The sequence below is a fragment of the Hyphomicrobium sulfonivorans genome, from assembly GCF_013306565.1.
Taxonomy (GTDB): domain Bacteria; phylum Pseudomonadota; class Alphaproteobacteria; order Rhizobiales; family Hyphomicrobiaceae; genus Hyphomicrobium_A; species Hyphomicrobium_A sulfonivorans.
This window is the reverse complement of record NZ_PZPO01000001.1, coordinates 606,487-622,562: the sequence shown is the minus strand read 5'-3', so window position 1 is coordinate 622,562 and position 16,076 is coordinate 606,487. Positions and strand designations below refer to the sequence as shown.

The following is a 16,076-nucleotide window of genomic DNA, read 5'->3' as shown; positions in this document are numbered from 1 at the left end:
CTGCGTATCGCCAGCGGTTGTACGGCGCAGCCGATTATCCGTCCATGCCCAACCTAGGCGAGCGCCGCCCCCGCGCCAATCGCCCGCTTGTGCAGGCGGTGTGCTCCGTTGCCGCGTCGGGGCCGATCTGCCTCAGGACGAAGGCTGCGGCGACGCAAGGCGCTCCAGCATCCGGTACACAGCCGTGATCTGCGGCGCGTCGCGGGTCAGATAGTCCGATCCGGTGAAGCCCCACCAGTCCCAACACCCCTGCGGGTTCAGCGGCGATGCGCTCGTCTGCGGAAACAGGATGATCAGATTATTGGTATCGGCCCAACGGGCGAAGCCGGAATCGCGCGCGAACGTATCGCCGACAAAGGTCCGGTTCTGGCCGCAGCCGTGGAAGGCTATGTGCACCCGGCACGCCGCATCGCCTTCACAGCTCTTAGGTATGTAGGCGAGGCCTTCATCGTCCATGCCGTGGTTGGAAAGATCGTCGGTGAAACGCTCCTGATCGAACAGCAGAAAGCGTCCGGTGATGTCGGCAGCAGGTGCATTCAGCGCACCATAGATGTGCCGCAGCAGCGCGCCGGCCTGATCGTAGTCGCAATCGACGATGTACGGCTTGCCGGTGTAATCGCACGCTGCGCCACGATCGACGGTGACAAACGCATGCCCCGCCGGCATGTCGCCAACGAACTCGATCTGTTCCTTGGGCACGCCGATTTCCGCATAGAACCTGTTCGCGGCCTCGACAATCGCGGGCACAACGGTGCTGTCATTCTTGCCCGAGAACAAATAGATGCGGTCCGATTGCGTCGCGCTGATCGGATCGATGCGGCCCTTCTCGGCAAGGCGTTCGGCACGCTGCGCCAACAGCTCCGGGTCTGGAACGCCAAAGGCCTGCAGCGCATTCAGCATGCAGCCGTTGATGGCCTTGTTCAGGTTCAGCAGCGCCATGCCCGGGCCGGGAATGAGGTCGGCGAATACGCTTTGCGAGCAACCGTATGGTCCGCCCGCGATGATGCCAGCGCCGATGACATCCTTGCCGTGCGCGAACTGAAACTGCCCCGCCATGTATGCGCCGGACGAAATTCCGGACACGGAGGTTGTATCGCGCTGGGCGCCGAGCGCAGGCAGGGTGTCGGCGGGCTGCTCACCGCAGCCGGAAAGCAATGCCGCAACGGCAAAGAGAGCGGCCGGTATCAGTCGTGGCATCATCGCATGGGTTCGCTGTATCTATAGCGGCAGCCTAAAGCGCTTGCGTTGAGGTGGAAACCGGTTTTCCAACACATAAATCGCCGCTGGTGCTGTGCTTTTGCAGCATTGCGCGTGGGACGCGAGTGCAAACCATAGCAGGCCTGCGCGGCCTCATGCTTCATTCCCCGTGGTCGGGCAGAAAAACGGCCGCCATTTCGGGTGATTTGAGGCGCACTGTGACGCGATCAACGCGGCCCTTCGCATCCACCACCGACAGCCTGACGAAGCCATCGCCATCGGGCTGCCAGATCACCTCGCGTGTGCGCGGATCGGATTCAATCGGCGCGCCGTTCACCAGCCACGTCAGCGGCAGCACGCCGCCGCTGGCTTTAAGCAGCAGCGCATCCTCGCTCTCGGTCTCAACCTCGGATCGGTCCGGCGGATAAGAGATCACAACGCGCGGCTCCAGAAACGGGCCTTGCACCGTCTCGGCGCCGCCCTCGCGGAAGCGCTTCAGTGGTGGTGGCAGATCCGATCCCGAAACGCGCAACGCGCCGGCCGGTGCGCCCGCAAGCGGCACGCGTTTTTCGCCGATGCGAGCGAAGGCATCAAACAGAATGGGCGCGGCTGCAAGGCGGCCGGTAAGGCCCGGCGTCGATGCGGCATCGGGGCGGCCCACCCACACCGCGATGGTATACTTGCCATCATAGCCAACAGCCCAGGCGTCGCGATAGCCGTAGGATGTACCGGTTTTGTAGGCGAAACGACCCGCACGCGCATTCAATGGCGGCGGCGCATCCTTCAGAATGTCGCTCACATACCAGGTCGCAACCGGTGACAGCAGCGTTTCATGCTTGCGCTGTTTCCCGTGAAGCAATGCCTTGGCAGCAGCTTCCGCGTCGGCGCGCCGATGCGTCAGCTGGATAACATCGCCGCCCCGCGCCAGCCCCGTGTAAAGCGTTGCAACGTCGCGCAAGGTCAGGCCAACGCCACCGAGTGCCATAGCCAGCGTCGGTTGCGTTGCGTCGGGGAATACCGTTTCGGCGCCAACCTTGCGGAACCGTCCGGCCAGTTTGCCGGGGCCAACAGCGGCCAGCACCTTCACCGCCGGAATGTTCAGCGATTGCGACAGCGCGTGGCGGATGGTGACGGTGCCGTGAAAATCTTCGTCGAAATTCTTGGGCGCGTAGGAGCCGAAACGCACCGGGCGGTCTTCAATCAGTGTCTCGGGATGGGCAAGCCCGGCTTCAAATGCGAGGCCATAAATAAACGGCTTCAACGTCGAACCCGGTGAACGCACGGCGCTGACCATATCAATAGCACCAGCCCGTGTGCCATCCAGATATCCGGCCGAACCCACGTGGGCGACGATCTCGCCGCTGGTGTGGTCGATGGCAAGAATGGCGGCGGAGAGCTTCTGGCCCAGCAGGGCGGTCTGTTCGCGCGCCAGCGTTTCCAGTGCGCGCTGGATGTTGCGGTCTATCGTGAGGCGATGTTCGGCCGCAATCGGATCGGCACGCACTTCAGATTCCGCGATGTGCGGCGCAAGCTGCGGGAAGGCGCGGCGGTGCGTCGGCACCGGCTCCAGTATCGCGCGGTCTGCCTCTGCCTGATTGATGACGCCCTCTTCAACCGCCCGCTGCAACACACGATTGCGGGCGATGCGCGCAGCCTTCGGGTTGCGGTCGGGGCGGCGCCATTCCGGCGACTGGGGCAGTGCCACCAGCAGTGCCGCCTGCCCGATCGAAAGGCGCTGCGGTTCCTTGCCGAAGTAGGCCAGCGAAGCCGCGCGTACACCTTCGATGTTGCCGCCGAATGGTGCCAGCCGCAGATACAATGCCAGCACTTCGGTTTTCGTCAGTTTATGCTCAAGCCGCAATGCGCCGACAACCTGACGCAACTTTGCATTGCCGGAGCGCTCGTAGCGGCCCTCTAGCAAACGCACGACCTGCATCGTAAGGGTCGAAGCGCCGGATACGATCCTGCCGTGCGTTATGAGCTGCCATGATGCGCGCGCAACGGAACGTACGTCCACGCCGCCATGGCTGTAGAAGCGCTTGTCTTCAAACGCCATCAGCATTGCCAGATAGCGCTGATCGACATCGGCGACTTCAACCGGCAGTCGCCAGCGGCCGTCGGAAGTGGTGAACGCGCGCAGCAGCTGGCCGTTGCGGTCCAGCACTACGGTTGAAAGTTTTTCCGCCGCAGCAAGATCCGGTGGTGGCATGCGGGAAACGGTGAATACAATCGCAGCGGTCGCGCAGAGACCGAAAGCACCAAACACCGCCGACGCCATCGCCAGTTTGCGCCGCGTCACCGCGTGGCGGCAGCGGCGCAATAACGCTCCTATGCCGCGTTGTTCATGACTGGCGTTGCTGGCTGCGTCGTTCATCGAAATTTTCAAACCCGTCCAGGAAATGCAGAACAATTAGACGTGCGGTGCTGTAATCGCTTCTGTGCAATGACGCCCCGCCGCCAAATCCTGTTCGGATCAGACAGCGGGGCGCAATTTGCGTGGCTCACTTGCTCGGCTGCACGGTGAGCGTGCCCGCGCCGGTACGCGCATAGCGCTCCGGTCGGTACATGTCTTCGATGGTTGCGGCGGGGTGCACGAACACACCCGGGGTCACCGCGCGAACGAGATAGGCAACCGTCGCGCTGCTTGCTGGCGGCGAGGCGTTTTCCTGGCCCTCACCGGTGGCTTCATCGGCGTCGTTGTTTGCCGAAGCCGCCTTGCCGGAGAAGTTGAACGCTGCCACGAAACGATCGTCGCGGAATTCCGAATGCTCCGGCTGCACGGTTGTCTTCAGCCACTCCAGAGCCTTCACATCGCCGCTGTCGACGAGACGCGGATTGTCGATCTCGAAGCCAGCAGGCAGGTGATCCACCAGCAGCACGCGGCCGCCGGCTTGCTCACCGCTCACCTTCAGCACCGTCACCAGACGTTCGTTCTGGCCGATGCTGGCGCTGCCACCGTTGGCGCTGTCGAGCACAACAGGCGTACCATCCAGCTTGAAGTACTGCCGCTCGATGGTGAAGCCCTTCGCAACCGGCGGTTCCGTTGTCAGCGACGAACCGATCACCGTCACGACGGTATCCACCGGCGCATCGCCATCGTTGGTTACGATCAGCGGTTCGCGCAGGATCGTCTCCGCCGACAGCGACCGCGACACGGGGCCAACAACCGGGGCACCGTTGACGATCAGCTTCAGGTCGTTGCCTTCCTCCGCCAGCGCATTGGCGGCCAGCAGCATCCACGCCTGTTCCTGCGTCGAGGTGTTGCTGCGGCCGGAGTAGGCCTTGGCAACCACATCGATCAGCTTCGGCGCTTCCACATTCGCCATCCGCGTTTCCGATGCCAGCGTGATGAGTGCCGCACTGTCGCGCAGGTCGGAACCGTAGTCGGCGCGATAGCCACCCAGCCCCGTCGCTTCCGGCAGATGCAACGCATCCAGCGCCGAAGCGAACGCCGTTTCCGCACGCGGCTTGTCGCCCATCATCGCCAGTGCTGCGCCCAACTGAGCGCGTGACAGCGGTGTCGAGAAGCGATCAAGACGCGTATCGGCGTAGTAACGCAGGTCGCCGATCGGTGCGCGGCCATTACGCGCCAGCACATACAGCGCGTAGGCACGGTCTTCGCCGCCCTGCTTGAAATCCTCAGCGTAGGCGATGAAGTTCTGCAGCCGGTCCAGCGCGCGGCTGAAGCCGTTCGCGTTCACGGTAAAGCCCTGCTCCTTCGCGCGGGAGAGGAAGTCGGTCACGTAGCCGGTCAGCCACAGATCCGCATTCGACGGACCCCAGGTGCCGAACGCGCCGCTGCCATCCTGCATGTCGAACACGCGATCAACAGCCGCCTGCACGCGCTCCTTCAGCTCGCCATCCGATGCAAGCCCCACACCCTTAGCAACTGAGTTGGCGTAAAGCAGCGGCAGCGCGCGGCTCACGGTCTGCTCGGCGCAGCCATAGGGGTAACGGTCGAGCGAGGTCAGCAGCGCCGGAATGTCGAAGCGTGCTGTCGGTCCGGTGCTGATCGAAACGCGGGTGCGGTTGGCGATCATGTCGCGCACCAGATCCGGGTTCAGCGTGATGTTGCCACCCGGCTTCAGCGTCGCAACCGTGGTGCGCTTGATGTCACCGGCCGGCGGCTTCACGTCGAACGTCAGCGGACGCTTCACGTCGATGCCGTCGGGGCCGGTCACGCGCACATCATAGTTCGTCAGGCCAACAACTGTCGGCTTGATGGCGATGTGTTGCGCACGGCGCTCACCGGTGTTCAGGTCCAGCGCGCCGGTGTGCACCGGCTTGCCGTCATTGGTCAGCTCTACCGTATACGCAGCCTGCGGCCCTTCAACGTTATGCACCGCGATGTCGAGGCGTGCTTCATCGCCAAGCGTCAGGAACCGCGGGCCCGATGCCGTCAGCGCAACCGCGTCGCGCACGATCACGTCCTGCTGGCCATGACCAAGCTTGTCGGCGCTCCACGCAACGGCCATCACGCGCACGGTGCCGTTGAAGTCCGGCAGCTCGAAGTCAACCTTCGCCGTACCGTCTTTGCCGACGCGCACGATGCCGGAGAACTCCGCTACCGTGGCCTCAACCGGCGGAGATCCCTGCATACCCATGTCGGCACCGTCGCCGCCGGAGCGCAGCGAACCGCGTTCCGCACGCATGCCGTCAATCAGGCGGCCATAGAAGTCGCGGATCTCCAGCCCCATGCGACGCTGCGCATAGAACCAGCTTTCCGGCGATGGCGTAGCAAAGCGCGTCAGGTTCAGAATGCCGAGATCGACAGCGGCCAGCGTAACGTAAGCCTCCTCGCCAGCCTTCAGGCCATCCACCTTCACCGGCACGTTCAGCGTGGTGCCGGATTTGATCTTCTCCGGCGCGCTGATCGCAACGTCCAGCGTGCGCTCCTTCTGGTCGAGGCCCAGCCATGCAACGCCAATGGCGCGGCTTGGCATGCGCTTCAGCTTTTCATCCAGCGGGCGATAGATCATCGCGGTGACGTAAGCACCCGGACCCCAGTTGTCGCCGACAGCAACAGTCGCCTCGCCGCCACCGTTCGGGATGTCGACCTCCTGCATGGAAATCACATCGCCGGACAGCACCGAAACCAGCGCCTTGCCGCCCAGCTTGCTGGCGATGCGCAGCTTGGCCGTATCGCCCGGCTTGTAGGTTGCGCGGTCGAGAGCAACGTCCAGAATTTCCGGGCTCTCCGAGTCGTTGGCCGTGGAATACCAGCCCGCATAGAAGATCGTGCTGGTGGCCGGGCCGTTCGGATCGGCGGATGCAACTTCAAGCTTATAGCGGCCCCATTCCACCGGCACGGCGATCTTCGCAAAGTCGCCTTCCGCGCCGGTTGCAATCGTGCCGTCCGCCACCTTGCGGGTCAGCGTCACAGCTTCATAGTTCCAGTAGCCGTCGCGGCGATACCACTGCCAGTTGGTGTCGAGGCGGCTCAGCGTCCATTTCAGGTCGCTTTCGCCGATGCGCGCGCCGGCGGCATTGATGCTGGCAACGTCAAACGAAGCCGTCTGCCCTTCATCAATTCGATCGTTCTTGAACAGCGGCTTCACGCCGATGCGCGGCTGCGCGATGTCAACCGGTATCGTGATCGTGCGTTCAATAGTGCGGCCACCGGATTCGCGCATGCGCAGGATAACGCTGGCTTCCAGCGGCTTTGCGGTCTTGGTCACTGCGGGCAGCGACACGGCAACCTTGGCGATGCCTTCAGCATTGGTGGTGGTCGCAACATCCAGCGGCTTGCGAACCGGATCGATCCGCTCGTCGGCAAGACCGAACTGGAAGCCTGCGTAACCGGGCAACTCCTTCGTTGAAGGGCGCACGACGATGTCGCCTTCAATCGCCAGATCGGCAGCAGGCGGGCCGTAGAGATAGCGTCCCGATGCTTCGATGGTCTGCGGCTTGTCCGGCGTCAGAGCAGATTCAGGTGCCTTCAGTTTCAGGTCGAGCCGTTCAGGCACGAAGTCTTCCACCAGGAAGGAAACCTGCGTCAGCGCGGGCTTTTCCGGATCGGTGTGCAGCTTCGCGCGCCACGTGCCCGTCATCGATGAAGGCGCAAGCGGCAGCGTGAAGTCGCGTCCGCCGAGACCGCGATCCTTCAGCGTGTAGCGCGCATGTTCAACGCCATCGGGGCGCGTGACGATCAGCGTAACCGGTAGCGGCACAGCCATGCCGGCTGTGTCGCGGACAAGGCCGGCAATGTGCACGTTCTCGCCGGGGCGATAGACGCCGCGTTCGGTGTAGAGATAGCCGTCGATCGGACCCGGTGCTTCACGTCCCTTCACGCCGCGATCGGTTAGATCGAACGCGCCAGAGGTGAGATCGAGGAAGGCGTATTCACCGCCAGCACTTTCAGCAACCAGCAGCGCGGGCTGCAATCCGCCTTCGCCGCGCGTCAGGCCAGCGTCGAAGCGCGCATAGCCGCGTGCATCGGTTTTGGATGTGCCCAGAACCTCGTTGTTGCGGGCGATGAGTTTCACGTTCACGTCGGCCGAGACATTGGCTTCAGCCAGCGAGCGCACAAACGCATGCACGCCGTCGTTGCCAGAGAACGCGGTCAGACCGAGATCGGAAACGATGAACCACTGCGTCGCTTCGGGGCCGTATTCGTTGCCATTGCGGTTCGACTTTTCGGTCGGCCGCGCAATCGCAATGTACACGCCCGGCTTCAGCGCGCCGACAGCATCGGTAACCGGCAGCGCCGTGGTCATTTCCTCGTTCAGCTTCTGCGGCACGTCCATGGTGCCGCTGAAGACCTTCTCGCCGGACGTATTGCGGATCTGCTCCACGTCATAGCGCTGAAGCTGGCGCTGGAAGTCGCCGCTCTGCAGCGCGCCTGCAAGATTGCGATCGCCGATGCGGAATACTTCAACTTCCACCTTGGCGGTGTTGACGGTGACAAGCGGAATGCCCTGCTGGCCACGGCTCGGCAGCACATACGAACGGCCGGAGAAGCGCACGAACGGTTTGCGGTCGGGTACGTAAACGGCAATGTCGACATTCTTCTGCAGTTCTTCTTCGACCGCAGACGGAAGCCCGGCGCGCAACTGCACGCGATAGCGCTGACCGTGCGTCAGGCCATCGATGCAAAGCTGGCTGTCTTCAGCGTTGACCGATTGCGGGTCCTTGCCATCAACGGTAACGAACTTGGTGAAGTCGGTTTCCTGACGCGAAAGGCTTTCGGAGAATTGCAGACACAGGCGCGGGGCCGCTGCTTCCGATTCCGTCTTGTAGTCGGTCATGCGGAAGCCGCGCTCGGCGCGCAGGCGGTCATAGCTTTCGCGCACGGCGCCATTGTCGGCCAGTGCAAGGCTCGTCTTCAATGCATCCAGTGCAGGCCGCCAGTAGGAGCGCTGTTCCAGTGCGCTGGCGAGAACGGCAAGCGCGCGCGCACGCTGCGGCTTATCTTTCGCGCGCTCATAGGCGATGTAGGCCGCGCCCGAGGCGTTCACCTGCAGGTCGTAACGCTCGCTGGAGTTGTTCGGATCAGCGGGAATGGCCAGCAGTGCACGCGCCAGACCCATCCATGATTCCACATCCTTGGGATCGGCTACGGCTGCACTGGCGAAGCCCCGCGCTGCCGCGCGCGGATCGGAGTGCATGGCGCGCTCGCCTTCGCGGCGCAGATCGGCGGCCCGCTTTCCATCAAGCTTCCAGTTGGCCTTCAGGTAGTCCTCGTAGCGTTTGCCGTCGTCCTTCACGCCCTGATGGGCAAAGGGGAGATCGCTGTTTTGTTTAGCTTGCGAAGCCATGGCGGGGGCCAGTGGCAGCAGCATGGTTAGTGTCAGGAGTAATCGGGCAAGGAACGTCATTGGGGCCACCATCAAAGGGCTGAGCCGGGAGCGGTCAGGCTGAATTATTTAGAAGTCTACTGCGGCGGAAAAGGGAGCAGCGGCCAATGTCCATAGAATGACGACAAGGAGCGGCTTATCGCTTTTTCCCGCCAGTTGCGGGGCGTTGTCGTGATCTGGCGCTTTCCCCGGTAAAGCCATGAAAAAAGGGGCCGATGCTTTCGCATCAGCCCCCTTTCGGAGATCGAATTGTGGCGGCCGGAATTACTGCCGGCGCATGTCAGGGGCTGCGTTTTCGGCAAGCTGCGGCATCTGGGTGAGCGAGGCCAGCGAAGGCATGGCGACCACGGGGGTGGTGGCGCGCCACAGGTTCTCGAAGGAGCGGCGGGCGAATGCGGCCGTTTCGGCACAGTCGGCGGCATAGCGCTCAAGAGCGTCGCGCTTGTGCGGGTCGCGGCGCATGGAATCGCCAACCCAGGACCGCGTCGGCGTCAGCACGAGCTGTTCGTGGGCGGCGAGCAGGCGGCTGTCGCGGATCACGCGGCACTCTGCGGAGGTGTTGAAAATCGTGGTTACCTGCTGGCCGTTGGCCGGCTCCATCTCGCTGAAGATGGCGCGGACGCTTACGCCCATCACCGACAGACGCTCAGCGTGGGAAAGCAGCGCCTGGGCGATGGGGCTTTCGGGCGACCGGGCGATGAGCAGGTAGCAATCGCCTGCTTCGCGCATACCCAATGCATCGCGTGCGTCGAGGTCGTCGGTGATAAAGGCGGTAAGTCTGGAAACCTTTTCAGCGACGGAAAGGCCATGAACCTGTGCTGGTGTTTCTGTCGACATGACCCGTAATCCCCCGTGTTGTCCCCGATAGCCACGCCGAAAGCGGCACCGGGTTTGTTGCTGTGTTGGTCAGCATTAAGCTGTCATTTCGGTTAAACAATTGTTGCCGGCTGCCTCAGATCGCTTGCCCTTCTGCATGATCCGACAACGGCTTATTCCGCCATATTGCGCAGTACCCGAGGCCGTTTGAGCGCCGGTTGATCGAAATCGCTGGCGTCGCCATCAGCATCTAGTGGTGCAACCCATTGCGCCCCCATAGCCTCCTCGGCATCCGACAAAGGCTGATCGGATGGCAGTTGAGCAATCCGGGCGACCGTTTCGGGCCGTGTCGGAGCTGATTCGGTCAGCCGGGTTGTCTCGAAAGCCAGTTCCAGTTGCGGTTCGTCCGCGGTGATTTCGGATATCTGCAACGTTGCGCCCGGCGTTGAGCGGGCAAGCCGGAGCAACTCGGCGGGCAGCGCGGCGTGGCTTACCGGCACCCGCAGCGTCGCTGTCTCGCGCTTCAGTTCCAGGTCGATGCTTTGCCAGCCGCCGGGTTCTTCGCTGCCATCCGAGGCTGCAAGCGCTGCGGCGAGGCGTGCGGCCAGGTCCGATCCAGTCGCCGCCTCAGACGATGATGCCGCAGCGCCGTTACTATATTTCTCGGCCCCCGCAGGCGTCGTCGCGACCTGATGCGGGAACGGCACGACCACCGCCGTCGCATTGCCGGGCTGCTCCGGCTCGATTGCTACCGCTTCCCCGCGCCCAAACGCGTTGGCGTCTGCCGGACGCTGGTCCGCCCCTGCCGCTATCTCAGCGTCCGCATGGATCGCGTCTTCAGCCTCGTCGGCGTCGTCTTCGATGTCCTGATAGGATGCCAGCTCGGCCTCCGCGAGCCCGGCATAGCTGCCGAAGCGTTGGCGCAACGCGGCGTCCGGCTCTTTGCCGACCTTCGGCTGCGGCGTGGCAGCTGCGGGCGACACGGCTGCCGGAGGCGCCGATGCGGGCGTCGCCTTCATGGGCGCCGCCATCACGGGCGCTGCCACCGGCTCACGGATCTCATCCGAAACTTCCGCCTGCAACTCGTCCGCGCCCGGCTGCTCGGATTGCTCCCGCTCCTCCGGCCCCTCGTCCGCAGCGGCATCCCATTCGGGATCGAATGCAAAGCCATCATCGTCGTCGATCGGTCGGCCGACCACATCCAGAATAGGCTCGGCCATCTCCTCAGCCATCCCCGGCCGATGCCGGAACGGGCGATAGCTGCGCGGCTCGCTGCGGTGGCGACGCGGGGCTAGATCCACATCCCGCTCATCGGCATCATGATCACCACCGACGTCGAGCGCGTCGCTATCAACCGTCCGGTGCGCATGCCCGCGCCCGCTTTCCGGCGCGCGGTCTTCAAGGATCGAGCGCTCAAACTCCGCCCTGACGTGCGCGTCCTCTACAACCGCAAGCGAAAGCACGCGCTGGCGCTGCTGCTCAGTCTCCATGCGCCGCGCTGCGCCCATCACCGCGCCCAGGATCATCTCCGGCCACGCGCCGCGCTTGAAGGCATAAATTCTGAACGCGGGCCTGTCCTCACCGGCATTGTCGGCGATGAACATGCCGCCAAGAGCACGCATCGCGCGCGGTACCGGCGCCACCTGAGCGTCGCGGTAACACTCGATGAACTTGGAGCCCTGTCGACGCAGCTTGCGCGCCGCCACCAGACCCGGCGCGATTTTCCACGGACGCGCCAGAATACCCTGCCCTTCCAGCGCGTAACACAGGTTGGCCAGCATCTGCGCTTCCCGCAGCAGCTCATCGCGCTGGGGGTGTTCGCGCGGCGCGTTCAATGGCACGGCGACATAATAGGTGCCGCCGGATTCAAAGATCACTTCGCGAAACACATCGAACGTGCCGCGCATCTCGTCGTGGTTATGGATCTGCGAAAACCGCGACAGGATCGGAAACACCGGCCCGCGTTCCGCATCGATCATGCTCTGCCGTGTAGCAACGAAACGGTTCATCGGCCGCCCGATTGAAACCAGCAGCAGACAGAGATCAACGAACAGCGCCACGCCGAGCGGAATGTAATCGCGCTGGGAAAGGCCGACGGACTCATTGTTCAGCGCCGCCAATGCAGCCGGATTGTCGATCGATTGCACAGCGCGCTGTTGCAGCGTGCGCAGCTCATCGGCCGATGGCGGCAGCTCAAACGACAGCAGGCCAACAAACGTTGCGGTCAGGCGGCGGAAGGCTTCGATGGTGGCTTCCGAGCCTTCAACGGCTGCTATCTGCGGTTTCTCAAGCGTTGGAAGTTGATCGATCGCGCGCACCACACCGCGCAGTGACGCCTGCAATTGTGCATCGGGGCATGCGAACGTCTTGCCGTTGTCGGCGCTGAAGCTTGAGCGCTCGGCGCGGTCGGCAAGATCGGCGCGGATCTGGCGCAGCTGCGGATCGGTGCGGAACGCGTTGAAACCGGTCACGGTCATGTCAAGGCGGCGTCCCAGCGAGCGCATGAATTCGTTACGCGTGCCGTGCGCGTCCATCGTTGACGCGTCGTTCTTCACGATCTTCGCCATGTCGCCATCCAGCAGCGCCATGTCGCTCTTGATCGAACCCACGCGGCCCGTCACAAAATCGGAAGCAAAACTGAAGCGCTGGGCATCTTCGTCGCGCAGCTTGCGGCGCGGGCCATCGCCCGGCGACGAGTTCGGGCAGGTTGAACCTTTTTCGCGTTCCAGCGTTGCCTTCTGCGTTGAGACGGCAGCAAGCTGAATTAGCGTGGAATTCAATTGTTCAAGGCGGGTTGTTGCACCGTGCAGCGCAGACTGAACCTGGCCAACCGCGCTTTCCGCCGAACGCGCAGCTTCCGAGCGGCTTTCCAGCACCTTCCAGTAGAAGCCGAAACCGAAGCCGACGGAAATGAGGGTAAGAAAGATGTATCCGAATATGTACGTGAGACGGGTGAACCAATCGATGGGCGAAAACATCTGGTCGAGCAGCCACACGACCATCGTCATCAGCATCGCCACCGAAAAGCCGATGATCGCCTTATGCACTAGAGGCAGCGAGCCCATGTTGCTCTCGATCAGCTCCAGCATGCCGACGTAGGTTGCAACCCACGATAATGCCGCCAGGCCGACGATCAGAACGATCTTTTTCCAGTCGCGTTTTTTGGCTTCGGGCTCTGCCCAATCGCTGTCGGATTCAAATCCATATCCGTAGCCAGCGCCTGCTTCGCGCATATGCGACCACGGTGCATTGGTCCGCAACGACATTTCGAAACCCGCTCAATCGATTGCGCACACGTGGTCGTCGGCTGAGCGCGTTGATGCGCAAAGCCGTTCCCACCGATGCGCGCAACGCCTCGTCCGCACTTCAGTGTCTTGTCATCGTGCCGGTAAGTGATCCTTGATTTTGTTACGCGCGATTTTTGTCTTGAGTGCGGCGCTAAGGTGACTGTGAGCTAAACATCGCGCGTTCGACCCTGTTACGCACAGGGCGTGATCGGAGTCTTTTTGTTGCGCTCGGCGACTCCCCTTCAGGGAGCCGGCCGTCGAGCGCCACCAAGCTAATTGCTCGCAGCAGCGGATCGGGTGCCTGCAGTGCGCTTTCGTGGCTGCCGACCAAGTGCCTCGGCTTCCAGATCCGCCAGCAACGCATCCACAAGTGGCGCAGCAACCTGGGCCGCGTGCAGTTTGTGCGCCCACGGTTGCGAACCCGAGCCGGTGCCGACAACCACGACATATGAATACGCGGCGCCATTAGAAAACTGCACACCGCCAGCAATCCAAGCATCCACCGTCGCGTCGCGATCCTCCGTCACCTGCGTGCCCGTCTTTGCGAAGTGCAGCTGCACGCTGTTGCGGCGACGCGCGCACCAGTGCGCCAGTTCTTTCAGCGTGCCCGCAGCACGTCCCGCCGCTTGGTGGCATAGCGGCGCTTCCAGCAACGCGCGCAGCGTTGAGCGACCATCGGCGCGGATCAGACGGTTCGGCACGATGGCCAGTTCGTCCGATGGTGTGGGCTCGGAAAGGGCGAAGTCATAGCTTTTGATCAGCGTCGGCTGCGGCAGTGGTTGCGCGCCATTGCCGGTCAGGCTCGCCAGCACGGCGCCTGCCATGTGGTGCACGCGTCTCGGCGCGCCGGCGATCTGTCCCAGTACGGCAGCGGTTGAAGGCGGCGTGCCTTCGCCGTTTGCGTTGGGCGGCGGCATCGTGAAGCCGAAGCCATCTATCAGTCGCTTGATGGGGCGCTGGCCAATCTGCGCGGTGCGCGTCAGCAGTGGTTCGTTGAGCGAACAGGCAAACGACACCAGCGCGCTGCGGCCTTGCCGTTCGTTGCCACGCGCGCAGGTATCCAGTCCGGCAGTTGGCGCACGCGGATCGACATAAACCGATTGCGGTGTGTCGCGCAGCGTGTTGGCAATGGCGATTGCAGCCAATATTTTACCGGTCGATGCAACCATGCGGCTTTCACGGTTTGCATCATAGTGGCCGTCGTCGGCACGGCGCGCAAACGGTGAGCCGAAATAGGCGGCGTTGTCACCTTGCTCATAGTAGCGCACGATTTCGCCGCGCGCGTTGGCGGCTGCAATGACTACGCCGGGGCTGCGTTGCGTGTCATTGATCGCTGCCGGGTCAAGCGTGTAGCCCGGTGAAATGCGGTCGGCATATCTGGTGTTGATGGTAGCCAGCGCCGTGCGTGCGCTGTCGCGGAAATCAAGGTTCTGCGCCGCGTCCAGTGTCGTCGTTACGCCGCGGATATGCTCGCGCCAGGCAAAGCCGAAGCGCTGCTTCATCTCCTCGCGGATACCATAGCGGGCGGATGGCAGCAGCGCGTTGGCGCGGATGACCGGGTTGGCCTGCGCCACGGTTGCGAGCGCGGGAGCATGGGCCTCAAGCGCACGGTGCAGACGCGGCTTCATCTTGGGATCCGGCGGACCGGACGCCATCGCGACCAGTTCGAACAGCACTTCCTTCTGCTGTGCTTCATCGGTGATGAGCTTCTCGGCGCAGGTGCGCGCGCGCACTTCTATAATGTAGCGCCAGCGGTCGAGGCGCACGGCGTTGAGGCGTTCGCTGCCTTCTAGAAGAATGATCGGGCGGTTCACCGCCGACGCCAGCACGAACTGCTCCGCCACCGTCAGGTCGGCGGCCTCCTTGCCGAACACGATGCGGCTCGTCACCTCGATGCCGTGCAGGGGCGATCCGCCGGTGCGTTGCGCCAGCCAGAGATGGTTCGCCGCCCATTGCTTCAATCCGGCATCGTCACCGCCTGCGGTCAGCTCGCGATAGACGACAGGTGCCAGCCACCATTCCGTCAGCTTGCGCTTCAGCTTTATGAAGGCGCCCTCGTTGCTGTGTGGCGGCGTCTTATAGATCACGCGCACAAACTGCATCGACAGCGTCGAGCCGCCGACACCCAGCACAGGGCGGCGCGACGCGACCGAGCGGCGGACTGTCGAGAATGGAATTTTGAGCACGCCGGGCAGGTCGATGCCGAATGGATTGAGCAGACCGCCCAGATTGCGGTCCTCGTGATAAACGATGCATTGCCAGAAGCTTTCCGGCACTTGACGCACGGGTATTGATTTATGATCCGGGTTGGCCACGTAGGCGCCCAAGTCGATCGCTTCGCCGGTGAAATTCACGTCGCGCAGGCTGTCGAGGCGCGGGTCAAACGTGCCGACAAAGCTGCCGCGGCTGTCGTGCAGAGCCGTCGCCAGCCAGCGTTCGGCGTCGTAGTGCAGCTTCGGACCCAGCGTATAATGGCCGATCTCGCCGCGGATTGGCGCCAGCACGTAGACCAGCGCAACCGCGAACACGACATAGACCAGCGCAGCGCCGAACACGTAGCGCAGCACGCCCAGTCTGGGATTGAATGCAAGACCGCTGAACAGCAGTTGCAGGATGCGTAGCGGTAGCAGGAGCAGCAGCTCAACCGCCCGAAACAACACGCGAAATGGAACAAGCATGGCGGCCCGCTTGCGGTTGAGCGCCGTCGTTGCGGGCTCAATAAAACGAGCGCGGGAGGCGCTCGACACAAGCTACAGCTAGCCGTTTTTTATGGCGACATTGGCCCGGTGGCATGGCGCAAGCGCGATACGGCGCGGGCAGCTAATGCGCCCCGAGGTAATCGCGCCAACGATACGTATGCTGCAGGAAGCCACCTGTCAGAACGTATTCAACAGCACAAAAAGACCAACGCCCACTGCCGGCCCCAATACTGTCGCAACGACAAGCATCATGAAAGACTTGGCAACCATAACACTATACC

6 protein-coding genes are annotated in these 16,076 nt (G+C 63.0%); all 6 read right to left on the bottom strand.

What is annotated here, in order from left to right; genetic code table 11:
• Window positions 1-132: 132 nt before the first annotated feature.
• The 6 genes from C6Y62_RS02835 to C6Y62_RS02810 all read right to left on the bottom strand — a co-directional run bounded on the left by C6Y62_RS02835 (window position 133) and on the right by C6Y62_RS02810 (window position 15,774).
• Window positions 133-1,200 (bottom strand): extracellular catalytic domain type 2 short-chain-length polyhydroxyalkanoate depolymerase, encoded by a 1,068-nt coding sequence (locus C6Y62_RS02835; protein WP_246274251.1) that lies wholly within the window; start codon window positions 1,198-1,200, stop codon window positions 133-135.
• A gap of 157 nt (window positions 1,201-1,357) precedes the next feature.
• Complete coding sequence (gene pbpC / locus C6Y62_RS02830) at window positions 1,358-3,571, bottom strand: penicillin-binding protein 1C (protein WP_246274249.1); 2,214 nt, start codon at window positions 3,569-3,571, stop codon at window positions 1,358-1,360.
• A 127-nt stretch (window positions 3,572-3,698) separates the two neighbouring features.
• Window positions 3,699-8,954 carry an alpha-2-macroglobulin family protein gene (locus tag C6Y62_RS02825; protein ID WP_246274247.1) on the bottom strand — a complete coding sequence of 1,752 codons (5,256 nt, stop codon included), beginning with the start codon at window positions 8,952-8,954 and terminating at the stop codon, window positions 3,699-3,701.
• 303 nt (window positions 8,955-9,257) lie between these two features.
• Window positions 9,258-9,830, bottom strand: a complete 573-nt coding sequence (locus C6Y62_RS02820) for a hypothetical protein (protein ID WP_068461981.1) — start codon at window positions 9,828-9,830, stop codon at window positions 9,258-9,260.
• 152 nt (window positions 9,831-9,982) lie between these two features.
• Window positions 9,983-13,075 (bottom strand): hypothetical protein, encoded by a 3,093-nt coding sequence (locus tag C6Y62_RS02815; RefSeq protein ID WP_173952688.1) that lies wholly within the window; start codon window positions 13,073-13,075, stop codon window positions 9,983-9,985.
• Between the two features lie 293 nt (window positions 13,076-13,368).
• The gene (locus C6Y62_RS02810) at window positions 13,369-15,774 is read right to left on the bottom strand and encodes a transglycosylase domain-containing protein (RefSeq protein ID WP_173952687.1); all 2,406 of its coding nucleotides are present in this window, start codon (window positions 15,772-15,774) and stop codon (window positions 13,369-13,371) included.
• Between the last annotated feature and the right edge of the window lie 302 nt (window positions 15,775-16,076).